The organism is Variovorax sp. GW822-FHT04A09 (assembly GCF_058801005.1).
In genome coordinates this window covers 1086624-1110080 of sequence record NZ_JBXAMV010000002.1, presented here as the reverse complement: position 1 = coordinate 1110080, position 23457 = coordinate 1086624, and the positions used below count along the sequence as shown (strand labels likewise).

Here is a 23457-nt window from a genome sequence, read left to right as displayed (position 1 = left end):
CTGACCGACCTCGCGTTGGGCCTTTCGTGGCCCCCACGAGCGCCGAGTCGCGTGAATTTTTCGCAATCCGTCGAGCCAAGTTCCTGACAGGCCGGGTGTTTCACCATTGTTTGCAGAACCGAAACGGCGCGAGAAGCAGACTCCCCGGACCCCTCACCCTCCGGCCTGCCGCTCGTGCCTCACACCCTCTCCATTTCCAGCACCGCCATTCCATTGTTTGAAGGCGCTCCGGCGCTGACACCCATGCGGCTCGCGGGCCAGGAAGGCATGAACAGCCTGTTCGCCTATGACTTGCTTCTCAAGACACCCGATGCCTTGAATCTTGGCACCAGCGAGGCGGCCGACTTCGATCTCGATGCGTTGATCGGCCACGAGATCAACTGCATGATCGAACTCGACGGTTCCGGGACTCGCTCTTTCGGCGCCACAGGCTCGGACACCGATCCCATCGGATCCGGCGTGCGGCAGATCAATGCCCTGATCACCGATGCCTCCGTTTGGGGCGAGGAAGGCCGACACGTCCAGTACAAGCTCACGCTTCGGCCCTGGCTGCATTTGGCAACCCTGACGACGAACTGCAAGATCTTCCAGGACAAGACAGTTGTCCAGATCCTCGATGAACTGTTGGCCGACTACCCGTTCCCCGTTGAAAAGCGCCTGTTCGAGACCTATCCAGCCCGTGATTTTCAGACGCAATTCAACGAAACAGACTTCGATTTCTTCAGCCGTCTGTGCGAGGAATGGGGTCTGAGCTATCACTTCGAGCATTCCGACGGCAAGCATCGGCTGGTCCTGAGCGACGCCATGGGCGCCTACCGGCAGGCCGACAGCGAGGCCTACCATGAGATCGAGTACCACGCGCCCGGCTGGAAGACCGATGCCGAGTACATCAGCAGCTTTGTCCCCCACAGCCATCTCACAAGCGGCCAATACGCCACCCGCGACTATGACTACGCCCGGCCACGGGCCGACTTGAGCGCGGGACGGAAAGCCCCCCGGCCAACCGGGCAGGCCGACGGCGAGGTCTACGAGTGGCACGCCGACCACGCCGGGAGTCACTATGCCCAACCTCGCGCCGGCGTTGCCGAATCCAACGATCCTCAAGACGAAGGCCGGCTGATCGCCCTGCTTCGGATGCAGACCCTGCGCACGCATGGCGAGCGCGCACAGGCCAGCGGCAATCTGCGCAGCATCGTGCCAGGCCGCACGTTCCTGTTGCGCAGGCACCCACGCGAGAGGGTCAACACCGAGCATCTCGTCCTCGATACCCATTTCGTCATCGAAGACGTTGGACAAGACAGCCAGAACCGGGACGCCGTGCCAGAGCGACGGCAGCAATGGCGGGTGCACGTCGACTTCACGGCCCATCCGACAAGTCAGCCTTTGCGACCGATCCCAGTACGCGCCAAGCCAAAGACTGGTGGCCCGCAACCCGCACTGGTGGTTGGCCCCGAAGGCGAGAACCTGTGGACCGATGATCTCGGCCGCATCAAGGTTCAGTTCCCCTGGGATCGAATCGGCCAAAAGAACCAGCACAGCAGTTGTTGGTTGCGTGTCAGCTCGCCTTGGGCCGGCAATCAGTTGGGTGGTATCCACTTACCACGCATCGGGCAGGAAGTGATTGTGGAGTTCTACGGTGGCGACCCCGATCTCCCAATCTGCACCGGACGTGTGTCCAACCAGATGAACACACCGCCCTGGCGGTTGCCGGAGCAAAGTGCACTGTCGGGCTTCAGGAGCCGCGAACTCACCGAGGGCGGTGGCAACAGCGCGGCCGGGCGCAGCAACCACATGGTGCTGGACGACACCCATGGAAAGATCCAGGCGCAACTCAAGAGTGATCACCAGCACAGTTCGTTGAGCCTGGGTCACATCACTCGGGTCGAAGACAACGCCGGCCGCAAAGATGCCAGAGGCGAGGGCTTTGAGCTCCGCACCGATGGACATGGGGCGATTCGCGCCAAGGATGGACTGCTCATTACGACCGAGGCACGAAACAACGCCATGAGGCATGCCAAGGATCTCGGCGAGACGATCACTCGTCTCACGCGGGCCCGCGAGCAGCACGAGAGCCTTGCAGATGCCGCGCAACAAGCCAGAGCACAAGACACGGGCAGTGACCAGAGCGATGTCGCCGCTGTTCTGAAGTCGCAGAACGAAGACATTGCCGGACTCAGGTCAGGCGCAGGCAACGAGACTGGCTTCCCCGAACTGGGAGCACCGCATCTGGTACTGGCCAGCCCCGCCGGCATCGAAACCAGTACGCCGGGCAGCACGCATGTGGCCAGCGGAGAACATATCGCACTGACCAGCGCCGGGCATACCAGTCTGAGTGCAGGTGCCAGCTTGTTCGCAAGCGTGAAGGGGGCGATGCGGTTGTTTGCCTACAAGGCCGGCATGCGCCTGGTCGCGGCCCAGGCTGACATCGACATTCAGGCACTGGAGAAGAATCTCAAACTGCTCGCAAAACTGGATATCACGCTCACCGCCAACCGCATCGAAATCACCGCAAAGGAAGAAGTCATCGTCAATGGCGGCGGCAGTTTCAGTCATTGGAAGGCGCAAGGCATCACTCACGGAACCAACGGTTCATGGATCGAGCATGCCACCACGCATTCGCTGATCGGGCCTCGAAGCCTCCCCTTGCCGGAGTTCAAATTCGCCGAAGCGGTCTGCAAGGAGTGCTTGCTCAAAGCCTTGGCCGCGGCTTCGCCGATGGGGCGCCGCTGATGGAACGCACGTACCTGCAAGACCCCCTGCCGGTCGAACAAATTCAATCCCTCGCCGAATGGCATCGGCGATGCGCCTCCGAGGCGCCGAGGGACGCCATTTGGGTCATCGTAGACGGCGCCATTCTTGGCGCGGAGGGCTCGACGCGTTTGCAGGCCATCTACGGCAATCCCATTCGCGCCTTCGATAACACGGCATTGGCGGACTATGAAGAACTGGGCCTCTTGCTGTGGCCGCTGCCTCGCCTGATCGAGAAGGATTCCGCGGAGTCCTTGCGCCTTGCCCTGTCGGGCAAGCCTGGGCTGAGCTTCGTCCGGGCAAGAGACTCACTCGCGCTCTTGACACACACACTGACCTGGTTGACTGCCGTGGTTACGGAGGACGAATTGCCGCTCTATCTGCGCATCGGCGATACCCGCGTGCTGCCCAGTGTGATCCATCATCTGCGTCCCGAGCAACATGCCATCCTGCAGGGGACGGTCAAGGAGTGGGTATGGTTCGACCGGGCGTGCGAGCTTCGCGTGGTGCGCTCGGACGGCGGGCCCGCCTCTCCCGTTCCTGCTGAGAATTGCCGCATCGATGATGCGCAATATGCTGCGTTGCTGGAAGCCGCCGAAGCCGATCTTCTGCATGCAGAACTGCGCCGCGCACTTCCAGAATCTCACAACCATCGGCGTTCGAGTGAACTCCACTCTTGGCTGGAAAAGATCATTGAGCGTGCCGAAGCGTTGGGGCTCCAGCGTTTACCGGATCAAGTGGTTTTTGCTGCGCTCGCCCTGGATTTGCCCGATGGTTTTGAGATGCTGAACGAACTCGGGCAAACATGGCTCGACATGCGCTCCGGCGCCCCCAGCCTGGGCCAGCGCATCGAACGCTGGGACGACAGCGAGTGGCGTGCGATCGAAAATTTCCGGCGAAGTGTTACAGCACGTCAGGCCAAGCCTCTCGTCGCGGGCGTTCGAAGAGGGTGATGCACAACCTCTCACCGAGATCCGCATGACGAATTTCCTTTCCAAGCTATCGCGAGTCGCCGGGTGGCTGCGTCTGGCCGCGGCTTGCCTGCTGCTACTTGGCGCAAGCGGGTGCGAGCCCCAACAGCCAAGGCCGCCAAAGCCCATGATCGTAGGCATCACCGGCTACAACTTCACCAGTGAAGGGGTACAGGGGTACAGCGTGAACGACCACCCCGGCTCCAACCTCCCGCCATACGGTGGCGGTGGTTCCGTTTCGTGCTGCGTATCGCTGCCTGCTGAGTGGAGCCCGAATCTCGTGGTTACCGTTCACTGGACGATGGGGCGATGGACGACACCCTACGAGACCCGCAAACATTTGACTATCCGACAGCAGATCGAGTGTTGCTCCACGGAACGCACGCTATACAAGCCCGTTCCTCTTGAGCGCTACGGCAAGAAAGGGGGGCGAGTTCAAGTGTTCTTCTTGCCGAACGACGCCATCAAGGTGTACGTCACCGACTACGACCTGGGGCACGAGAAACACCCCTCGGGCATGGCCTACCCGGAAAAACCGGAGATCGAAAAATGACGAAGCCAGAGGGTAGTAGAACCATGCCTGTTCGACTGTTTGCGAGATGGCTGCTACGCACAGCCGCGATCTGCTTGCTACTTGCAGGAGCGGGCGGCTGCGGGCCCCAACAGCCAAAGCCGCCAGAGCCCATGATCGTGGGCATCACAGGCTACAACTTCACCAGTGAAGGGGTGCAGGGGTATAGCGTGAACGGCCACCCCGGCTCCAATCTTCCGCCCTACGGTGGAGGCGGCTCCCTTTCGTGCTGCGTATCACTGCCCTCCCAATGGCGCCCAGATTTCACCGTCGAAGTAAGTTGGACTACAGGGCATTGGACCGTTCCCGTTGAAAAGATTCAGGAAATGAACATCAAAGAAGCGATCAACTGTTGCCTGGAACGTCGTTCATCGAGAAGAGTCGTACCGCTTCAGCGCTACGGAGAGAAAGGTGGTGGAGTTCAGGTTTTTTTCTTGCCGAACGACGCAATCAAGGTGTACGTCACCGACTATGACCTGGGGCACGAGCAACACCCCTCGGGTATGGCCTACCCGGAAAAGCCGTACAGCACCGAATAAGCAGAACGAAAACAGGGAGATACATCATGTCAGTCCACCCCATTCCCGCCCCATTGCCCGGTGAACGCCATCTGAACCTCAAGGAACAGGTGCAGCGCGCCGCAGCCGCTGGCTGCCTCGAACGCAATGACAAGGCGTCACTCTGCGGGTCCATGATCCACGTCGGCATTTTCTTTGACGGCACCAACAACAACAAGAGGCGCGACCAATTGGACGTGCTGGCCAAGGACCCCGAGGCCCACAACAAGTGCAGCCACAGCAACGTGGTCGTTTTGCACGACGCCTTCAGGGAAGACCCGACGAATGGCTACTACCGGTTCTACATCCCAGGCGTGGGCACGCCCTTCGATGAGATTGGAGAAAAAACAGAAACGCCGGACGGAAAAGCCAAGGCTACAGGCGGCGACGCGCGAATCAATTGGGCGTTGATTCAACTGCTCAATGCAATGCATCGATCCGTCGTGGGCGACCCGCTTGTGAGCAATACAGACACAGGGCATTCGGCCGCCCACCAACCACTGCACGTCGATGGAAGCACCAGCCCCAACATGCCCGGCAAACGGCTCTACTTCGTCGGCCGTGCAACCGGTTTGAATGCGGTTCCAGGTGGCAAGCTCGGGGAACTGCAAAAAGCCCTGCAAAGCAAGCCTCCGAAGAAGCTGCTGCAGGTCAATCTCTCGGTATTCGGGTTCTCGCGCGGCGCCGCTCAGGCGCGAGCGTTCTGCCACTTCTTGCACCACCTGCTCCTGAAAGAGAAGAACGGCAGCTACACGCTGGCGGAGGTTCCGTTTCGCCTTCAGTTCCTGGGACTTTTCGATTCGGTCGCATCCGTCGGTTTGGCCGACAGTTCGCCTTTCTGGCGAGGTCTTGGCGGGTGGGCCAACGGCACACTGGACATCGTACCCAGCGTGGAGCGTACGGTGCATTTGTGTGCGGCCCACGAGATACGCATCAACTTCCCACTCTCGACCGGGCGAATGAGCAACAACAGATATCCGCCCAACTGCATCGAGAAGGTATACCCGGGCGCCCACTCGAATGTGGGCGGCGGGTATGACCCCGGCTGCCAAGGGAAGGCCGCAGGCTCACGAACCAAACTGCTTTCTCAGATGCCGTTGCTGGACATGTATCACGAGGCGCGCATGAGTGCAGTCCCATTGTTGAGCACCGAAAAACTGAAGTCCCTTGGTGCTGCTGGCGCTGCGGTTGCCGGCGATCTGGAGATGGACGCCGAAAGCATCGACCTGTTCAACGCCTATCGGGTGTGGTCGGCCCGCAGCGGGGTGGGTGGAGGCATTGAAGCCGCACAGCACGGGCATATGCAGCTGTACTGGCGCTGGCGACTCATGCACATGGGCCAGATGGCCAAACTTCCAAGCTACCAGCGTGCCAATGCGCAGGATCGCATCGACATCCGCGAAAGCGACTCCGACTTTGCATCAGACACCGCTGCGGCCCTCTTGCGAGAAAAAAGGGAGTCCGATCTCGCTCCGTTGTCTGCGGGGAAGTCGGGCCTCTCTGCCGCACAGAAAGACTTCCTCCGCATCTACGCCGAGTTCTCAACAAACGCGTCCACCACCAAGCTGCCCGCAGCCGTCGATCGATTTTTCGACGAGATGGTGCACGACTCTCATGCGTCGTTCTACATGGTGGGGCCGGTGACGGCCTTTGATCGCGAAGAGAAGATCAAGCAGATCAATCAGAAGATGGAGGTCACCCGGCGACATATCGCCTGGGTCAAGCACACGAGCGCGACGCTCATCTTGCCCCCTGGACAGGAGCGGCAGCCTCCGCCGCCCATGGACGAAACACGATCACTCTCCGAGCTGGAACGGCGTGTGTGGGAGTACCAGAAAACGCACCCTGGCGAGTTCCCGGAACTCACCGACGCCGACCGCGAACAGTTGCTAGCAATGGAGGACATCGTGACCAGCGGCGCAGTGCGCCTCGTGACCAACAAGACGCGGCGAGAACTGGGCGGCCACGTGCGCTATCGACGCGTATTCGACAGGAGCTAGCGGGCCCGAGCCCGTGAACGCCAGGGACACACATGGATTCGGTTGCCGAGTGATCGGCCGTCGCGGGTCAAGTCAACCAGTGCGCGCCAGCAACCGCGCCACGATCCGCACAAATCTTGTGCGGCCACGCATCTACCCCGCAGCGCGCGGGCTGCCTACGCTTCAGGCCTTCTTTCACTCACGCAGAGAAACGCATGAAGCACCCCAGCATCCGCAGCCTCACCGGCGCCGTGCCGACGAGCCGCATCGATCCCGCCAGCACGGCGCTGATCGCGATCGATTTCCAGAACGAGTACTTCGACGGGCGCATGCCCATTCCCGATGGCCTCGCCGCCCTGCGCCAGGCGCGGCGCCTGATCGATGCCGCCGACCGGCAGGCGGTGCCGGTGTTCCATGTGCAGCACGTGGCGCCCGCCGACAGCCCGATCTTCGCGGACGGCAGCCACGCCTTCGGCATCCACGACGAACTGCGCCCTGCCCCGCAGCACACGGTGCTGCGCAAGGCGACGCCGAGCGCCTTCGCGGGCACCGCGCTCGAGGCCGAGCTGCAGGCGCGCGGCATCACGACGCTGATCCTCACGGGCCTCATGACGCACATGTGCGTGTCGGCCACGGCCTTCGACGCCGCACCGCGCGGCTACCAGAGCCTCATCGTGGGCGACGCCTGCGCGACGCGCGACCTCGACCTGGAGGAAGGCGGCGTGCTGGGCCACCGTGAACTGCATCGCGCGGCGCTGCGCGGCGTGTCGGACGTGGTGGCCGAAGTGCGCTCGACCGAGGAGGTGTTGCGGCTGCTGGAAGCGGGCCGCTGACGCCCTGCCCTTCGCATGCACCCACGAATCCAACCTCTTCGATCCATGACCATGAAGCGCTCTTCTGCCTTGTTCCTCGCCCTGTCCTGCGCCCTGAGCGCGTCGGGCCTCGCCACTGCCGCCACGCCGGCACCCCGCACGCCGATCTCGGCACCGGCCGACACGTTGCAATGGAACGCCCTCGCGGGCGGCATCCGCTACGCCAACGTGCGCGGCAACTTGACGGGCAACGGCCCCTACGAAGCCTTCGTCGAATTCCCGGCCGGCTTCGACAACCCGCACCATCGCCACACGCAGGCGCTCCCGTCCGTCGTGCTCTCGGGTGTGTTCTATGCGATCTTCGATGACGACAAGAAGGTGCTGTACCCGGCCGGCTCGTACTACCTGCTGCCGGCGCGGCTGCCGCACCGCAGCGGCTGCGAACCGGGCGCGAACTGCCTGCTGTTCCAGTACCAGAGCGACCGCTTCGACCTGGTGCCCACCGCGTCGAAGTAAGACGCGTCTGCTGCGCTCAGTCGCCCTGCCCGTCCGCGGGCAGGTAGCGCGCAGCGGCAAAGTCGACAAACGCCCGCACCTTCGGCGACAGGTGCCGGTTCTGCGGATACAGCGCGTACAGGTTCAGCGGCTGCTGGCGGAATTCGGGCAGCACGCGCACCAGGTCGCCGCGCGTCACCTGTGCGCGCACGAGGAACGCGGGTGACGCCGCCAGCCCCGTGCCCGCCAGCGCGGCGCTGCGCAGCACGAGCCCGCTGTTGGCCTGCAGCCGCCCGCCGACATCGACTGTGTGGACGCTGCCGTCCGGCGCGGTGAAGCTGGGCTGTGCGGCCTTCGCGGCCAATGAATAGTTGAGGCAGTCGTGCGCCGCCAGGTCGGCGGGCGTGCGCGGCGTGCCGCGCCGCTGCAGGTAGGCGGGCGATGCCACCCACCATTCCTCGAAGCTCGCGAGGCGCTTGACGATCAGCGTCGAGTCCGAGAGTGCATATGCCAGTCGCAATCCCACGTCGAAGCCCTCTTCGATCAGGTCGACGAAGCGGTCGTTGCACACGAGGTCGGCCTTGACCTGCGGGTGCGCGTCGAGAAAAGCCGGCAGCCACTGCGCCAGTTCCTCCAGCCCGAAGGACATCGGCGCGTTGATGCGCAGCAGGCCCGTGGGCTCGACCTGGTGCTGCGCCACGACCAGCGCCGCGGTCTCGACCTGGTCGAGGATCTGCCGCGCGTGCTCGTAGTAGGTCTGGCCCGCCTGCGTGAGCGCGAAGCGGCGCGTGGTGCGATTGAGCAGCTGCACGCCCAGCGCCGTTTCCAGCTGCTTGACGTGGCGCGAGACCACCGTGTGCGACACGTCCATCGCGTCGGCCGCGGCGGTGAAGCCGCCGGCCTCCACGACGGCGCGGAACGCCTTCATGGCCGCGAACTGGTCCATGCGCGAGCGCTGCCGGTTGTCAGTGCGCGCCGGCGGCCGCGTCGCCGCCCGCGCCGCCCTTTTGCGGCCGCGCCAGCCACACCAGCGGAATCAGCAGCAGGAACAGCACCGCCGAGGCATAGAAGATGTCGTTCGTCGCGAGCATGAACGACTGCTGGTCGACCAGCCGGTTGATCTGCCCGAGCACCTGCTCGGAACTGAAGCCGCTGCCGGTCAGCCCCGAGATGGCGCTGGTGGCCGCGCTGTTGCCCGGGTTCACCGACTCCACCAGCTGCGCGTGGTGCAGCGCCGCGCGGCTGTCCCACAGCGTGGTGGCGATCGAGGTGCCCATGGCGCCCGCCGTGATCCGCAGGAAGTTCGACAGCCCCGACGCGGCCGGAATGCGGTCGGGCGTGAGGCCCGACAGCGTGATGGTCACGAGCGGAATGAAGAAGAACGCCATCGCGATGCCCTGGATGATCGTCGGGATGATGATCGTCACGAAGTCGGCCTGCGTGTTGAAGTTCGAGCGCATCCACAGCACCAGCGCGAACACGAGGAACGAGAAGGTCGCGTAGCGGCGCGGGTCGATCTTGGACACGGTGAGGCCCACCACCGGCGAGAAGAAGATCGCCAGCAGCCCCACGGGCGCCATGATCATCCCCGCCTGCGTGGCGGTGTAGCCCATCCACTGCTGCAGCCACAGCGGCAGCAGCACCACGTTGCCGAAGAACAGGCCGTAGGCGATGGCCGTGGCCACCGCGCCCGACCAGAAGTTGCGGCGCTTGAACAGCGACAGGTCGACCACCGGGTGCTTGTCGGTCAGCTCCCAGACCAGGAAGAAGGCGAAGCCGACCACGGCCACCACGGCCATCGTGACGATCTCGGCCGAGTGGAACCAGTCGAGCTCCTTGCCCTTGTCGAGCATGAGCTGCAGCGAGCCCACCCACAGCACCAGCAGCGCCAGGCCGATGGCGTCGATCGGCACCTTGTGCGTCTTGCTCTCGCGCTTGTGGTACAGCGTCCAGGTGATGGCCGCGGCCACGATGCCGACCGGGATGTTGATGTAGAAGATCCACGGCCACGAGATGTTGTCGGTGATCCAGCCGCCGAGCAGCGGTCCCATCACGGGCGCGACCAGCGTCGTCATCGACCACATCGCCATGGCCAGGCCGGCCTTGGCCTTCGGGTAGCTCGACAGCAGCAGCGTCTGCGACAGCGGGATCATCGGCCCCGCCACGAAGCCCTGCAGCGCACGGAACAGGATGAGCGTGGTCATGTTGGGCGCCAGGCCGCACAGCAGCGAAGCGACCATGAACAGGATCACGCTGGCCATGAACAGGCGCACCTGGCCGAAACGCTGGGTCATGAAACCCGTGAGCGGCACCGCGATGGCGTTGGCCACCGCGAAGCTGGTGATGACCCAGGTGCCTTGCGTGGTGCTCACGCCAAGGTCGCCCGAGATGGCCGGCAGCGACACGTTGGCGATCGACGAGTCGAGCACGTTCATGAAGGTGGCGGCGGACAGCGCGACCGTGCCCCAGACGCGGGCGGAGCCCTCGAGCGGGGGGTGCGCGATGTAAGCGGGAGCAGCAGTGGCCATGGCGCGAGCTGTGAGGGTTCAGCAGCCGGCGGCGATCAGCCCGGCTGGCCCTGCGTGGCGACGTGCGCGGCCGGCGCAGCGTTGGAGGCCGCCGGACGGCTCACCGCCGCCGTGGGCGTACCGCGGCCGAGATTGGCGGCCACGATGCGGTCCACCTCGGCGTCGGCGCCGCGGTCGAGCTGGCTGTAGACCTGCGTCTGCGCGAAGGCGGTGCTGCGCGGCGCGTCGGCCAGCATCTTGCCGGTCTTCTGCGTGATGTCGATCTCGGCGTCCATCGACAGGCCGATGCGCAGCGGGTTGGCCTTGAGCTGCTCGGGGTCGAGCGCGATGCGCACGGGCACGCGCTGCACCACCTTGATCCAGTTGCCGGTGGCGTTCTGCGCCGGCAGCAGCGCAAAGGCGGCGCCGGTGCCCACGCCCAGGCCGGCGACCTTGCCGGTGTACTCGACCTTCTTGCCGTACACGTCGGCCGTGAGCTTCACGGGCTGGTCGATGCGGATGTTGCGCAGCTGCACTTCCTTGAAGTTGGCGTCGACCCACAGCTGGTGCAGCGGCACGATGGACATCATCGGCGTGCCGGCGGCCACGCGCTGGCCCAGCTGCACGGTGCGCTTGGCCACGTAGCCGTCGACCGGCGCGGGCATGGCCACGCGCTGCGTGGCGAGGTAGGCCTCGCGCACCTTGGCGGCGGCGGCCAGCACGCTCGGGTGCTGGGCCACGCTGGTGCCTTCGGTCAGCGACTGGTTGCTGGCCAGCGCCTCGCGCGCGGCGACCACGCCGGCCTGTGCGGCGGCCAGTGCGCTCCTGGCGTTGGCCAGTTGCGTCTCGGCGTGGTTGAGTTCTTCCTTCGACACGGCGCCGTTGCCCGACAGCGCGCGGCGGCGCTGCAGGTCGTCCTGCGCCTTGGCGATGTCGCTCTGGGCCTTGGCGATGTCCGACTGGCGCAGCGTGACCTGCGCGGCCAGCGAGCCGTTGTTGGCATACAGCGTGCGCACCTGGCGCACGGCCTGTGCGAGCGCGGCCTCGGCCTGCTCGAGCGCGACCTTGGCATCGGCCGGGTCGAGCTGCACCAGCGGCTGGCCGGCCTTCACGAAGTCGGTGTCGTCGGCGCCGATGGCCATGACGGTGCCGCCGATCTGCGGCGTGATCTGGATGACGTTGCCCTGCACGTAGGCGTTGTCGGTGTTCTCGTAGTGGCTGGCGACCAGCCATTCGTACAGGCCCCAGCCGCCGCCGGCGACCAGCACCACGGCGGTGAGAACGGTGAGTGCGCGGCGGCGCTTGCCATTGCCCGCGGGCGCTTGAGGCGCGTCTGGCGCTGCGGTCGCGGGCACGGGGGAAGCGGATGTCGGAGTGTTGTTATCGCTCATGATGGAGTTCTTTCCGAAGAAGGCGGATCAGCAAATCAGTTCAGTGCGGCGGCCGCCGGGGCCGCGGCCGTGGCGGTGGCCGGCGGCTGCCAGCCGCCGCCCAGGGCGCGCGCCAGGCCCACCTGCGTGTCGAGCGCGCGGGCCGCCAGGTCGACCGCGAGGCGGCGCTGGGCCAGCACGGCGGTTTCGGCGGTCAGCACATTGAGGTAGTTGCCCAGGCCGGCGCGGTAGCGCTGCACGGCAATGTCGTAGGCGCCTTCGGCGGCCGTCTGCGCGGCGCGCTGCTCGGTCTGCTGGCGCACGATCGACTGTGCGCTCGAGACCTGATCGGCCGCGTCGCGCACGGCATCGAGCACGGTGGCGTTGTAGCTTTCGATGGCCACGTCGAGATCGGCCGACTTGCCGCGCAGGTTGGCGCGCAGGCGCCCGCCTTCGAAGATCGGCAGGTGGATGGCCGGGCCCACGCCCCACTGCTCGCTGCCCGACTTGAGCAGCTTGCCGAAACCCAGGCTCTGGAAGCCGGCAAAGGCCGTGAGGTTCACGTTGGGATAGAACTGGGTCTTGGCGTTGGCCACGTCGCTGGTGGCCGCTTCGACGCGCCAGCGCGCGGCGGCGATGTCGGCGCGGCGGCCCAACAGGTCGGCGGGGATGTTCGCCTGCAGCGCCATCGGCTTCACGCCCGCGAGCACCGGCGGCTTGAGCGAGGCCGACACGTTGGGCTGGCCCACGAGCGCATCGAGCGCATGCTGCTGCAGCGCGATCTGCTCGTTGAGCGCTTCGATCTGCTGACGGGCTTCGGGCAGGCCGCCTTCGCTCTGGCGCAGTTCGAGGCGGGTGTCGAGGCCGGCCGAGACGCGGTCGCGCACCAGCTTGAAGGTCTCGTCGCGCTGGGCCAGCGTGCGCTTGGCCACTTCGACCTGCTCGTTCAGGCGCGCCCACTGGAAGTAGCTGCGCGCCACGTTGCTCGCGAGCAGCACGCGGGCGGCATCGGCGTCGGCCGCTGCGGCGTTGGCTGCGCCGAGGGCGGTGTCGAGCGCGCTGCGGTTCTTGCCGAAGAAGTCGAGCTCCCAGCTCGCGCCGAGCTGCAGCAGGCCGATGTTCTGCGTCGAGCCGCCCAGCGGCGCCGGGTAGATGTAGTTGCTGTTGAACTTCTGGCGGTTCAGGTTCAGGTCGGCACCGACCTTGGGCAGCAGCGCCGCGCCGGCGATGTCCGCCGAGGCCTGGGCGCGCACGAGGCGCGCACGCGCGACCTGCAGGTTCGGGTTGCCGGCCACGGCCTGGTCGACCAGCGCATTGAGCTGGCTGTCGCCGAAGGCCTGCCACCACTGGCTGTCCATGCTGGGCACATTGGCGCGCGCGGGGTCGGCCGCGATGCCGAGCGTGGTCGCATCGCGCAGCGTGGCGTGCGAGCCGATGCCGGCCATGTCGGCGCAACCGGCGAGCGCGACCACCGCCAGCGCGGCAGCCACGACGGGCGTGCGGCGCAGCGCGCGCACGGCGAAAGACTCAGTCATTCTTCTCTCCACGGGCCGCGAGGCCCTGTGCGTTGTCGAGGATGCGGCGCAAGTAGTCCTTGAGCTGCTCCCATTCTTCGAGGCTGAAGCCGGCCAGGTACTCGTTCTGCACCCGGCTCAGCACATAGGGCACTTCCTTCGCGGCCGCACGGCCTTCGTCGGTGAGTTCGATGTTGACCACGCGGCGGTCTTCGAGCGAGCGCACGCGCCGGCACAGGCCCTTGGCCTCGAGGCGGTCGAGCAGGCGCGTCATGGCGCCGGTGTCGAGCTCGCAGGCGCGGGCCAGTTCGGCCACGGTGGTCGCGGCGCCGACGTGCAGCTTGTACAGCGGCACCCACTGCGGGTAGGTGGGGCTGCCGGGCTCGCACATGCGCGTGCCGACGGTCTGGCCGACGGACGTAACGATGCGGCGCATCAGGTAGCCGATGCTCTCTTCGGCGCGGTAGTCCTCGGCGCGATAGAAGTCGGCCGGCGGGCGCACGGCCTCGTCGGGCGTCGGAGGGACCGGGGAAATGGGGGCATCGCTCATGGCCGAAATATTAGTTGTCATGGCAATTACTGTCAAGGCGACCTTTGTGGGGGCAAGGGCTCGGTAGAATCCGCGCCCATGGCTTCTTCCCCTCCGTCGTCCTCCGCAGCCAAGGGTTCGCCCCGCTCGCTGTCGGGGTTGCGCCCCTTCCTTCGCCCCTACCGCGTGCAGATCGTGCTGGCGGGGGTCTTCCTGGTGATGGCGGCCGTCACGACGCTGGCTTTTCCTATCGCCCTGCGCAGCCTGATTGACGGCGGCCTGGTCAGCGCCGACAAGGGCGCCCAGACCATGGCGCTGCGCGAGCACTTCGGCGCCCTCTTCGCGGTGGCCGTGGCGCTGGGCCTGTTTTCAGCGGCGCGCTTCTATACGGTGAGCTGGCTCGGCGAGCGCGTCACGGCCGACCTGCGCAATGCGGTCTACGGCCATGTGCTGCAGCAGAGCCCGGCCTTCTTCGAGACCACGCAGACCGGCGAGGTGCTGTCGCGCCTCACGGCCGACACCACGCTCGTGCAGACGGTGGTCGGCTCGTCGCTGAGCATGGGCCTGCGCAATGCCGTCATGGGCGTGGGCGCGCTGGCGGTGCTGGTCTGGACCAACCCTTATGTGATGGTGCAGGTGCTGGGCATCCTGGTGCTGGTGGTGCTGCCGAGCATGTGGTTCGGCCGCCGCGTGCGCAAGCTGTCGCGCGCCAGCCAGGACCGCGTGGCCGACTCGAGCGCCATCGCGGCCGAGGTGCTGAACGCGATTCCCGTGGTGCAGAGCTACACGGCCGAAGGCCGCGAGGCCGACCGCTTCAAGGGCTCGACCGAGAACGCCTTTCATACCGCCGTGCGCCGCACGCGCGCGCGCTCGGTGCTCGTGGCCTTCATCATCATTGCCACCTCGGCCGCCCTGCTCTGGGGCCTGTACGAAGGCACGCAGGCCGTGCTCCGCGGCGACATCACGGCCGGCCACCTGGGCCAGACCGTGGTCTACGTAGCGATCCTGGCGAGCGCCACGGCCGTGCTCGGCGAGGTGTACGGCGACCTGCTGCGCGCCGCCGGTGCCACCGAGCGCCTGATGGAACTGCTGCACGCGCCGACGGCCATCGCCTCCCCCGCACGGCCGGCAGTCGCCCCCGTTCCCGCCGCGGGCAGCGCGATCCGCTTCGACGCGATCACCTTCCACTACCCTTCGCGGCCGGGCACGCCGGCGCTGCGCGACTTCAGCCTGGACATCGCGCCGGGCGAGACCGTGGCGCTGGTGGGATCGAGCGGCGCGGGCAAGAGCACGGTGTTCCAGCTGCTGCTGCGCTACTACGACCCACAGTCGGGGCGCATCGTGCTCGACGGTGCGTCGCTCGACGCGCTCGCGCTGCACGACCTGCGCACCCGCATCGGCCTCGTGCCGCAGGACGCGGTGATCTTCTCGGCCAGCGCCTTCGAGAACATCCGCTACGGCCGGCCCGACGCCAGCGCCGAGGAGGTGCACGCCGCGGCGCGCGCCGCCTTCGCGCACGACTTCCTGCAGGCCCTGCCCGAGGGCTACGACACCTTCCTGGGCGAACGCGGCGTGCGGCTGTCGGGCGGCCAGCGCCAGCGCATCGCCATTGCGCGGGCCATCCTGAAGAACCCGCCGCTGCTGCTGCTGGACGAAGCCACCAGCGCGCTCGACGCCGAGAGCGAACGCATGGTGCAGGCCGCGCTGGAATCGGCGATGGAAAACCGCACCACGCTCGTGATCGCCCACCGCCTGGCGACCGTGCAGAAGGCCGACCGCATCATCGTGCTGGACCACGGCGGCATCGTCGAACAGGGAACGCACGCGGCGCTGGTGGCGCAAGGCGGTGTGTACGCGCGGCTGGCCGCGCTGCAGTTCACGGCCTGACCCGATCGATCGGGTCAGTCGTCGGTTACTGCAGGGTTTCCTTGAGCGCCGCCGGAATCGGCAGCGCCATCACCGGAATGCCTTCGTCGAGCAACGCCTCGGTCTGCTCCGGCGTGGCCTGGCCGCGGATGCCGCGCTCGGCGGTTTCGCCGTAGTGCATCTTGCGGGCCTCGTCAGCGAAGCGGTCGCCGACGTCTTCGGTCTTGGCCAGCACTTCGCGCACGGCGCGCATCCAGCGGGCTTCGGGTGAAGTCGCGCTTGCGGATACTTGCGTGGGAGGCGATGCCGGCGCCGACGGCGCGTGGGCCGCGTCGCCGCGCCCTTCTTCCTTCGGCGCCTTGGCGTTGCTCAGGTTCAGGCGGGGCGCGCTCAGCAGCTTGACGATCGCTGTGTCGCCGCAGACCGGGCACTCGACGAGGCCGCTGGCGAGCTGGCTGTCAAACGCTTCATTGGACGCAAACCAGCCCTCGAAGCCGTGGCCGTGCGTGCAGCGGAGATCGAGGACCTTCATGCGCGGATTATCCCGCGCCGCCTTGCGAGGCTGCGGCCTGCCAATCCAGTGCCCATGCGCCCGACAGGACGTTCTGCAGCCACAGGGCACAGGTGAGCGTCTTCGCGTCGGTCACGGTGCCGTCGCGGCACCAGCCGATGAGTTCCTGCGGCGTGGCGGTGAACACGTCGAGAAACTCGCCGTGGTCGAGCTGGCGCTCGCCCAGCGAAAGGCCGCGTGCGAAGTAGATGTGGATGATCTCGGTCGAGTACGCCACCGCCAGGTGCGTGGCGCCCGCATGCGCCCATTCGCGCGCGGAGTAGCCGGTTTCCTCGAGCAGTTCGCGCTGGCCGCACAGCAGCGGATCTTCGCCGGCGTCGAGCTTGCCCGCGGGAAACTCGACGATCACCCGGTCCACCGGGTAGCGAAACTGGCGCTCCAGCACCACGCGGCCGTCGTCGAGCAGCGGAATCACCACCACCGCGCCGGGATGCACCACGTACTCGCGCGTGGCGCTGTGGCCGTCGGGCAGGCGGATGGTGTCGCGCTTGGCGTGCAGGAACTTGCCCTTGAAGAGCTCTTCGCTGCTGACGAGCTCTTCCTTCAGGTGCGAATCGGCAATGGGAGAAGTCATGTCAGTGCCTGTGCTTCATCAGGTAGCGCCAGGTGAACCCCGGAAAGGCCAGCACGACGAACAGCGAGGCCGTCACCGCGTAGAACTCCCAGCCCTGCGCCGCGATCTGCCCTGCCCTGCGTTCGAACAGCAGGCCGATGCCGCCGGCAATGAAGTACAGCACCACCAGTTCGCCGAAGCGGATGGCGAGCGACTTGTGCGCGGTCGACAGCGGCACCGCCCCGAACAGGCGCTCATTCAGGAACGGCAGGTTGGCGGCCACCAGGGCCACCAGCAGCACCACCCAGACCGACGCGGTTTGCGACACCGTGTTGCGGACCGCGTCAGTGGGCCAGCGTGGCCGCGATGGCGTCGTAGCACAGCGTCATCAGACCGCCGGGCAGCACGCCAAGAATCAGGATCAGCGCGCCGTTGATCGTGAGCACGGTGCGCACGTCGAACGAGGCCGACACGGTGGTCGCCGTGACGGGCGCGTCGAAGTACATGACCTTGACCACGCGCAGGTAGTAGAACGCACCGATCAGCGAAGTGATCACGGCGAACACGGCCAGGCCGATGTAGATGGCGGCGCCCGAGGCGATCAGCGCCTGCAGCACGGCCAGCTTGGCGTAGAAGCCAACGAGTGGCGGCAGGCCGGCCAGCGAGAACATCGCGATGGCCATCACGCCGGCGTACAGCGGGCTGCGCTGGTTCAGGCCGGCCAGGTCGGTGATCTCTTCGCTTTCGAAGCCTTCGCGCGCCAGCAGCAGGATGATGCCGAAGCTCGCCAGCGTGGTCAGCACGTAGGTCACGACATAGAACATCGCGGCGCTGTAGGCGGCCTGCGCGTTCTGCGTGCCCTGCAGGTCGGAACCCGCCACCAGGCCCAGCAGCATGAAGCCCATCTGCGCGATGGTCGAGTAGGCCAGCATGCGCTTGAGGTTGCTCTGCGCGATGGCGGCCAGGTTGCCGATCACCAGCGACGCCACCGCCAGCACGGCGAGCATCTGCTGCCAGTCGATGGCCAGCGGCTGCAGGCCGTCGACCAGGAGGCGGATGATGATGCCGAAGGCAGCCAGCTCGGGCGCGGCGCCGATCAGCAACGTGATCGCCGTCGGCGCGCCCTGGTAGACGTCGGGCACCCACATGTGGAACGGTGCGGCACCGACCTTGAACGCCAGGCCGGCCACGATGAAGACCAGGCCGAACACCAGCACCTGATGGTTCACCTTGCCAGTCGAGATCGCCTTGAACACTTCGTTCAGGTCGAGCGAGCCGGTGGCGCCGTACATCATCGACAGGCCGTACAGCAGGAACCCGCTGGCCATGGCGCCGAGCACGAAGTACTTCATGGCGGCTTCGCTGGCCACCGCGTTGTCGCGGCGCAGCGCCACGAGCGCGTAGCTCGACAGCGTGAGCAGTTCCAGGCCGAGGTAGATCAGCAGGAAGTTGCTGCCGCCGATCATCACGAACATGCCCAGCAGGGCCAGCATGCTGATCGTGAACATCTCGCCGCCGCGCAGCATCTCGCGGTCGGCCGCGTAGGGACGGCCGTAGACCAGCGTCACCATCAGGGCCAGCGAGGCAAAGCACTTGAGCCAGTTGCCCATCGTGTCGCTCACCACCATGCCGCCGAAGCCGTAGGAGGTCTTGCCGCCGACAGCGGCCAGGCCGGTCAGCACGGCCACCGCCGCCAGCGTGAGCAGCGTCAGGATGTAGGTGCGGGTGCGGCGCGGGCTCGTGTCCGACAGGTCGACCAGCGCAATGATGCAGGCCATGACCAGCAACACGATTTCGGGGTAGATCGTCACCCAGCTGAGTTTGTCAATCATCTCGTTCTCTTCTTCAGCGTGGCATCAGACGGGCAGCTTCGAAATCGCCACATGGCGCAGAAGCTCGACGACGGAGGCATCCATCGCGTCGGTGAAAGGCTTCGGATACAGGCCCATCCACAGCACGGCGATCGCCAGCAGCGAGAGCATCAGGAATTCGCGGGCGTTGATGTCCTTCAGTTCCTTGACGTGGTCGTTGCCGACCGGGCCCAGGTACACGCGCTTGTACATCCACAGGGTGTAGGCGGCGCCGAAGATCAGTGCGGTGGCGGCGCCCAGGCCGACCCAGAAGTTGGCCTTGACGGCGCCCAGAATCACCATCCACTCGCCCACGAAACCGGCCGTGCCCGGCAGGCCACAGTTGGCCATGGCGAACAGCAGCGCGAACGCGGCGAACTTGGGCATGGTGTTGACCACGCCGCCGTAGTCGGCGATCTGGCGCGAGTGCACGCGGTCGTACAGCACGCCGATGCCCAGGAACATGGCGCCCGACACGAAGCCGTGGGCAATCATCTGCACGATGCCGCCGGACACGCCGAGCTCGTTGAAGATGAAGAAGCCCAGCGTCACGAAGCCCATGTGGGCGACCGACGAGTACGCCACCAGCTTCTTCATGTCCTGCTGCACCAGCGCAACCAGGCCCACGTAGATCACGGCGATGAGCGACAGCGCGATCATGAGCCACGCCCACTCGTGCGAAGCGTCAGGCGCGATGGGCATCGAGAAGCGCAGGAAACCGTAGGCACCCAGCTTCAGCATGATTGCGGCCAGCACGGCCGAACCGCCCGTGGGGGCCTCGACGTGCACGTCGGGCAGCCAGGTGTGGACCGGCCACATCGGCACCTTGACGGCGAAGGCCGCGAAGAAGGCGAAGAACAGGAAGGTCTGTGCGGTCGAACCCAGCGGCAGCTTGTGCCAGCTCAGGATGTTGAAGCTGCCGCCCGACTTGTTGTACAGGAAGATCAGCGCGACCAGCATCAGCAGCGAGCCGAGCAGCGTATACAGGAAGAACTTGAACGCCGCGTAGATCTTGTTCGGGCCGCCCCAGATGCCGATGATCAGGTACATCGGGATCAGCGTGGCTTCGAAGAACACGTAGAACAGGATGCCGTCGAGCGCCGAGAACACGCCGATCATGAAGCCCGACAGGATCAGGAACGCGCCCATGTACTGGTTCACGCGCTCGGTGATCACTTCCCAGGCCGAGATCACGACCACGACCGTGATGAACGAGGTCAGCAGCACCAGCCACAGCGACATGCCGTCGATGCCCAGGTGGTAGTTGACGTTGAAGCGCGAGATCCAGCTCGTCTTCTCGACGAACTGCATCGCGGCGGTTCCGTTCTGGAAGCGCGTGAACAGCGGCACCGTGACCAGGAAGCTCACGATGGCACCGACGAGCGCGACCCAGCGCACGCCCTTGGCGTGCTCGTCGCGGCCAAACGCCAGCAGCACGGCGCCGAATGCGATCGGCACCCAGATGGCAAGGCTCAACAAACCCATTTTTCTTTTTCTCCAGCGTTCGGGCTCAACGTTTGAACCAGACGAAGTACGTCATCAGGATGAAGATGCCCAGCAGCATCGCGAAGGCGTAGTGGTAGATGAAGCCCGACTGCAGCCAGCGCACGACGCCGGCCACGCGACCCACCACCTTCCAGGAACCGTTGACGAGCGCGCCGTCGATCAGCGCCTGGTCGCCGCCCTTCCACAGGCCCGTGCCGAGCAGGCGCGCACCGCGGGCAAGGATGTTCTCGTTGATCCAGTCGAGGTAGTACTTGTTCTCGAGCAGGTTGTAGATCGGGCTGAAGGCGCGCTTGATGGCGGCCGGCAGTGCCGGGTTCATCATGTACATGTAGTACGACAGCGCCACGCCGGCCAGCGCCAGCCAGAACGGTGCGGTCTGCAGGCCGTGGATCGCCATGGCGACCGGGCCGTGGAAGGCTTCCTTCAGTTCGCCCATCGCGTGGTGCTTGGCACCGTCGACGAAGATCGCGTCCTTGAAGAAGCCGCCGAACAGCATCGGGTCGATGGTCATGAAGCCGATCACCACCGAGGGGATCGCCAGCAGCACCAGCGGCAGCCAGACCACCATCGGCGATTCGTGCGGCTTGTGGGCGTCGTGGCCATGGCCGTGGTCGTCGTGTCCGTGCGCGTCGTGCGCATGGTCGTCGTGGTGTGCGTCGGGGTTCTGGTCGTAGCGTTCCTTGCCGTGGAAGACCAGGAAGTACATGCGGAACGAGTAGAACGCCGTCACGAACACGCCGGCCAGCACCGCGTAGTAGGCGAACTGCGCGCCCCACAGGTGGCTTTCGTGCACGGCCTCGATGATGCTGTCCTTCGAGTAGAAGCCCGAGAACAGCGGCGTGCCGATCAGCGCGAGCGAACCCAGCAGCGAGGTGATCCAGGTGATGGGCATGTACTTGCGCACGCCACCCATCCAGCGGATGTCCTGGTTGTGGTGCATGCCGATGATCACCGAGCCCGCGCCAAGGAACAGCAGCGCCTTGAAGAACGCGTGCGTCATCAGGTGGAACACCGCGACCGAGTAGGCCGAGGCACCGAGCGCCACCGTCATGTAGCCCAGCTGCGACAGCGTCGAGTACGCGACCACGCGCTTGATGTCGTTCTGGATGATGCCCAGGAAGCCCATGAACAGCGCGGTGATGGCACCGATCACGAGGATGAAGCTCAGGGCCGTGTCGCTCAGCTCGAACAGCGGCGACATGCGCGCCACCATGAAGATGCCGGCCGTCACCATGGTCGCCGCGTGGATCAGCGCCGAGATGGGGGTCGGGCCTTCCATCGAGTCGGGCAGCCACACGTGCAGCGGGAACTGAGCGCTCTTGCCCATCGCGCCGATGAACAGGCAGATGCAGATCACCGTGATGAGCATCCACTCGGTGCCCGGGAAGGTGATGCCGGCCAGCGTGTGCGCCTTGGCGAAGGCTTCGCCGTAGTTCAGCGTGCCGGCGTAGGCGGCGATCAGGCCGATGCCCAGGATGAAGCCGAAGTCACCCACGCGGTTGACCAGGAAGGCCTTCATGTTCGCGAAGATGGCCGTGGGCTTGTTGAACCAGAAGCCGATCAGCAGGTACGACACCAGGCCCACCGCCTCCCAGCCGAAGAACAGCTGGAGCATGTTGTTGCTCATGACGAGCATCAGCATCGAGAAGGTAAAGAGCGAGATGTACGAGAAGAAACGGTTGTAGCCGTCGTCTTCTTCCATGTAGCCGATGGTGTAGATGTGAACCATCAGCGACACGAAGGTCACGACGCACATCATCATGGCCGTGAGGCCGTCGACCAGGAAGCCGACTTCCATCTTCAGGCCGCCGACCATCATCCATTCGTAGATGGTCTGGTTGAAGCGGGCACCGTCGACGATGACCGACTTCAGCGTCATCGCCGAGATCACGAAGGCGACGAACACGCCCAGGATGGTCAGCGAATGCGTGACCTTGCGGCCGATGTGGTTGCCGCCGAACTTCGTGCCGAACAGGCCGGCAAGTGCGGCGCCGACCAGGGGTGCCAGCGGCACGGCCAGCAAGGTGGATGCGGAAAGGGTTGCGCTCATACTGCTGTCAACCCTTGAGCGAGTTGAGTTCGTCGACGTTGATGTTGGACTTGTTGCGGAACAACAGGACCAGCAGCGCCAGGCCGATGGCCGATTCGGCCGCCGCCACCGTCAGGATGAAGAACACGAAGATCTGGCCGTGCATGTCGCCCAGGTAGTGCGAGAAGGCCACGAAGTTCATGTTGACCGCCAGCAGCATCAGTTCGATGGCCATCAGCAGCACGATCAGGTTCTTGCGGTTCAGGAAGATGCCGATCACCGACAGCGCGAAGAGCATCGCGCCGAGCGAGAGAAAGTGTCCGAGCGTGAGCGTCATGCCTTGTTTTCCTTTGCAGCGGCATCCGCTGCCGGGGCCTCAACCACCGGCTCGGCCGCACGCGTGACAGGCATCTGCACGATGCGCACACGGTCGCGCGCCTTCACGCGCACCTGGTCCGACGGGTTGACGTACTTGCTGTCCTTGCGGGTGCGCAGCGTCAGTGCAATGGCGGCAATGATGGCCACCAGCAGGATGACCGCGGCGATTTCCAGCGGGTAGAGGTATTCGGAATACAGCAGCTTGCCCAGCTCGAGCGTGTTCGAGCTGTTGGGCGAGGTCGTCGCCATGGCGCGCGGGCCTTCGCCCAGGCGGAAGCCGCCCATGAGCACAGCGGCCATTTCGAGCGCGATGAGCGCGCCGATGCCTGCGGCCAGCGGGAAGTGCTTCCAGAAGCCCTCTCGCAGGCCGTCGACGTCGATGTCCAGCATCATCACGACGAACAGGAACAGCACCATCACGGCGCCGACGTACACCAGCACGAGCGAGATCGCCAGGAACTCGGCGCGCAGCAGCAGCCAGATGGCCGAGGCCTGGAAGAATGCCAGCACCAGGTACAGCGCGGCGTACACGGGATTGCGGGAGGTGATGACGCGGAAGGCTGCAAACAGCAGCACCGCGGCAAACAGATAGAACAGACCGGTCTTGACGTCCATTGGGATTCGATTGGTACGGGTTTCGAGCGGAGCCGG

General features: G+C 65.5%; 21 protein-coding genes. 8 read left to right on the top strand and 13 right to left on the bottom strand.

The window, feature by feature from the left end; genetic code table 11:
- Positions 1-174 precede the first annotated feature (174 nt).
- From AC1RLW_RS16170 to AC1RLW_RS16140, 7 genes are all read left to right on the top strand, one after another.
- Complete coding sequence (locus AC1RLW_RS16170) at positions 175-2730, top strand: type VI secretion system Vgr family protein (RefSeq protein WP_493193903.1); 2556 nt, start codon at positions 175-177, stop codon at positions 2728-2730.
- The gene (locus AC1RLW_RS16165; protein WP_493193902.1) at positions 2730-3701 is read left to right on the top strand and encodes a DUF4123 domain-containing protein; all 972 of its coding nucleotides are present in this window, start codon (positions 2730-2732) and stop codon (positions 3699-3701) included. Before AC1RLW_RS16170 ends, AC1RLW_RS16165 begins: the two co-directional genes overlap by 1 nt.
- Before the next feature lie 145 nt (positions 3702-3846).
- Positions 3847-4272, top strand: a complete 426-nt coding sequence (locus AC1RLW_RS16160; RefSeq protein ID WP_493193900.1) for a DUF3304 domain-containing protein — start codon at positions 3847-3849, stop codon at positions 4270-4272.
- Positions 4269-4829, top strand: coding sequence for a Tli1a family immunity protein (gene tli1a, locus AC1RLW_RS16155; protein ID WP_493193899.1), 561 nt, complete (start codon positions 4269-4271; stop codon positions 4827-4829). Before AC1RLW_RS16160 ends, tli1a begins: the two co-directional genes overlap by 4 nt.
- A gap of 26 nt (positions 4830-4855) precedes the next feature.
- On the top strand, positions 4856-6847 hold the full coding sequence (locus tag AC1RLW_RS16150) for a T6SS phospholipase effector Tle1-like catalytic domain-containing protein (protein WP_493193897.1): 1992 nt from the start codon (positions 4856-4858) through the stop codon (positions 6845-6847).
- Between the two features lie 194 nt (positions 6848-7041).
- The gene (locus AC1RLW_RS16145) at positions 7042-7659 is read left to right on the top strand and encodes a cysteine hydrolase family protein (RefSeq protein WP_493193895.1); all 618 of its coding nucleotides are present in this window, start codon (positions 7042-7044) and stop codon (positions 7657-7659) included.
- Positions 7660-7710: 51 nt separating this feature from the next.
- Positions 7711-8154 (top strand): cupin domain-containing protein, encoded by a 444-nt coding sequence (locus AC1RLW_RS16140; RefSeq protein ID WP_493193894.1) that lies wholly within the window; start codon positions 7711-7713, stop codon positions 8152-8154.
- A 16-nt stretch (positions 8155-8170) separates the two neighbouring features.
- Here the strand turns inward: AC1RLW_RS16140 and AC1RLW_RS16135 are convergent, their stop codons facing one another.
- Genes AC1RLW_RS16135 through AC1RLW_RS16115 form a run of 5 tightly spaced genes read right to left on the bottom strand, consistent with a single transcriptional unit; the run spans position 8171 to position 14074 of the window.
- Complete coding sequence (locus AC1RLW_RS16135; RefSeq protein ID WP_493193893.1) at positions 8171-9079, bottom strand: LysR family transcriptional regulator; 909 nt, start codon at positions 9077-9079, stop codon at positions 8171-8173.
- A gap of 19 nt (positions 9080-9098) precedes the next feature.
- Positions 9099-10661, bottom strand: a complete 1563-nt coding sequence (locus AC1RLW_RS16130) for a DHA2 family efflux MFS transporter permease subunit (RefSeq protein ID WP_062474087.1) — start codon at positions 10659-10661, stop codon at positions 9099-9101.
- Between the two features lie 35 nt (positions 10662-10696).
- Entirely contained in the window at positions 10697-12031 is a 1335-nt protein-coding gene (locus AC1RLW_RS16125) for an HlyD family secretion protein (RefSeq protein WP_493193891.1), read from the bottom strand.
- A gap of 35 nt (positions 12032-12066) precedes the next feature.
- Positions 12067-13545: an efflux transporter outer membrane subunit gene (locus AC1RLW_RS16120; protein WP_493193890.1), complete on the bottom strand. Its 1479-nt coding sequence runs from the start codon at positions 13543-13545 to the stop codon at positions 12067-12069.
- Complete coding sequence (locus tag AC1RLW_RS16115; protein WP_159271080.1) at positions 13538-14074, bottom strand: MarR family winged helix-turn-helix transcriptional regulator; 537 nt, start codon at positions 14072-14074, stop codon at positions 13538-13540. Before AC1RLW_RS16115 ends, AC1RLW_RS16120 begins: the two co-directional genes overlap by 8 nt.
- Before the next feature lie 78 nt (positions 14075-14152).
- Between AC1RLW_RS16115 and AC1RLW_RS16110 the strand changes: the two genes are divergently transcribed.
- Positions 14153-15940, top strand: coding sequence for an ABC transporter transmembrane domain-containing protein (locus tag AC1RLW_RS16110; RefSeq protein ID WP_492736333.1), 1788 nt, complete (start codon positions 14153-14155; stop codon positions 15938-15940).
- A gap of 25 nt (positions 15941-15965) precedes the next feature.
- Here the strand turns inward: AC1RLW_RS16110 and AC1RLW_RS16105 are convergent, their stop codons facing one another.
- The 8 genes from AC1RLW_RS16105 to AC1RLW_RS16070 are packed head-to-tail and all read right to left on the bottom strand — an operon-like array spanning position 15966 to position 23421.
- Positions 15966-16451, bottom strand: a complete 486-nt coding sequence (locus tag AC1RLW_RS16105; protein WP_390342735.1) for a DUF1178 family protein — start codon at positions 16449-16451, stop codon at positions 15966-15968.
- A gap of 7 nt (positions 16452-16458) precedes the next feature.
- On the bottom strand, positions 16459-17064 hold the full coding sequence (locus AC1RLW_RS16100) for an NUDIX domain-containing protein (RefSeq protein ID WP_493193888.1): 606 nt from the start codon (positions 17062-17064) through the stop codon (positions 16459-16461).
- Position 17065: 1 nt separating this feature from the next.
- Entirely contained in the window at positions 17066-17371 is a 306-nt protein-coding gene (locus AC1RLW_RS16095) for a DUF2818 family protein (RefSeq protein ID WP_062475381.1), read from the bottom strand.
- Between the two features lie 16 nt (positions 17372-17387).
- Positions 17388-18875, bottom strand: a complete 1488-nt coding sequence (nuoN, locus tag AC1RLW_RS16090; protein ID WP_062475383.1) for an NADH-quinone oxidoreductase subunit NuoN — start codon at positions 18873-18875, stop codon at positions 17388-17390.
- A 24-nt stretch (positions 18876-18899) separates the two neighbouring features.
- Positions 18900-20378, bottom strand: a complete 1479-nt coding sequence (locus AC1RLW_RS16085; RefSeq protein ID WP_493193886.1) for an NADH-quinone oxidoreductase subunit M — start codon at positions 20376-20378, stop codon at positions 18900-18902.
- Between the two features lie 25 nt (positions 20379-20403).
- Complete coding sequence (gene nuoL / locus AC1RLW_RS16080; protein WP_493193885.1) at positions 20404-22449, bottom strand: NADH-quinone oxidoreductase subunit L; 2046 nt, start codon at positions 22447-22449, stop codon at positions 20404-20406.
- A gap of 7 nt (positions 22450-22456) precedes the next feature.
- The gene (nuoK, locus tag AC1RLW_RS16075; protein WP_007837741.1) at positions 22457-22765 is read right to left on the bottom strand and encodes an NADH-quinone oxidoreductase subunit NuoK; all 309 of its coding nucleotides are present in this window, start codon (positions 22763-22765) and stop codon (positions 22457-22459) included.
- Positions 22762-23421, bottom strand: coding sequence for an NADH-quinone oxidoreductase subunit J (locus AC1RLW_RS16070; protein ID WP_062475392.1), 660 nt, complete (start codon positions 23419-23421; stop codon positions 22762-22764). The genes nuoK and AC1RLW_RS16070 overlap by 4 nt, the downstream gene beginning before the upstream one ends.
- Positions 23422-23457 lie beyond the last annotated feature (36 nt).

Coding starts and splice junctions, on each gene's coding strand:
- AC1RLW_RS16130 (WP_062474087.1), bottom strand. CDS start 10,661: ATGGCCACTGCTGCTCCCGCTTACATCGCGCACCCCCCGCTCGAGGGC.
- AC1RLW_RS16145 (WP_493193895.1), top strand. CDS start 7,042: ATGAAGCACCCCAGCATCCGCAGCCTCACCGGCGCCGTGCCGACGAGC.
- tli1a (WP_493193899.1), top strand. CDS start 4,269: ATGACGAAGCCAGAGGGTAGTAGAACCATGCCTGTTCGACTGTTTGCG.
- AC1RLW_RS16070 (WP_062475392.1), bottom strand. CDS start 23,421: ATGGACGTCAAGACCGGTCTGTTCTATCTGTTTGCCGCGGTGCTGCTG.
- AC1RLW_RS16140 (WP_493193894.1), top strand. CDS start 7,711: ATGAAGCGCTCTTCTGCCTTGTTCCTCGCCCTGTCCTGCGCCCTGAGC.
- nuoN (WP_062475383.1), bottom strand. CDS start 18,875: ATGATTGACAAACTCAGCTGGGTGACGATCTACCCCGAAATCGTGTTG.
- AC1RLW_RS16105 (WP_390342735.1), bottom strand. CDS start 16,451: ATGAAGGTCCTCGATCTCCGCTGCACGCACGGCCACGGCTTCGAGGGC.
- AC1RLW_RS16120 (WP_493193890.1), bottom strand. CDS start 13,545: ATGACTGAGTCTTTCGCCGTGCGCGCGCTGCGCCGCACGCCCGTCGTG.
- AC1RLW_RS16135 (WP_493193893.1), bottom strand. CDS start 9,079: ATGGACCAGTTCGCGGCCATGAAGGCGTTCCGCGCCGTCGTGGAGGCC.
- AC1RLW_RS16110 (WP_492736333.1), top strand. CDS start 14,153: ATGGCTTCTTCCCCTCCGTCGTCCTCCGCAGCCAAGGGTTCGCCCCGC.
- AC1RLW_RS16160 (WP_493193900.1), top strand. CDS start 3,847: ATGATCGTAGGCATCACCGGCTACAACTTCACCAGTGAAGGGGTACAG.
- AC1RLW_RS16115 (WP_159271080.1), bottom strand. CDS start 14,074: ATGAGCGATGCCCCCATTTCCCCGGTCCCTCCGACGCCCGACGAGGCC.
- AC1RLW_RS16150 (WP_493193897.1), top strand. CDS start 4,856: ATGTCAGTCCACCCCATTCCCGCCCCATTGCCCGGTGAACGCCATCTG.
- AC1RLW_RS16085 (WP_493193886.1), bottom strand. CDS start 20,378: ATGGGTTTGTTGAGCCTTGCCATCTGGGTGCCGATCGCATTCGGCGCC.
- nuoK (WP_007837741.1), bottom strand. CDS start 22,765: ATGACGCTCACGCTCGGACACTTTCTCTCGCTCGGCGCGATGCTCTTC.
- AC1RLW_RS16165 (WP_493193902.1), top strand. CDS start 2,730: ATGGAACGCACGTACCTGCAAGACCCCCTGCCGGTCGAACAAATTCAA.
- AC1RLW_RS16100 (WP_493193888.1), bottom strand. CDS start 17,064: ATGACTTCTCCCATTGCCGATTCGCACCTGAAGGAAGAGCTCGTCAGC.
- AC1RLW_RS16125 (WP_493193891.1), bottom strand. CDS start 12,031: ATGAGCGATAACAACACTCCGACATCCGCTTCCCCCGTGCCCGCGACC.
- nuoL (WP_493193885.1), bottom strand. CDS start 22,449: ATGAGCGCAACCCTTTCCGCATCCACCTTGCTGGCCGTGCCGCTGGCA.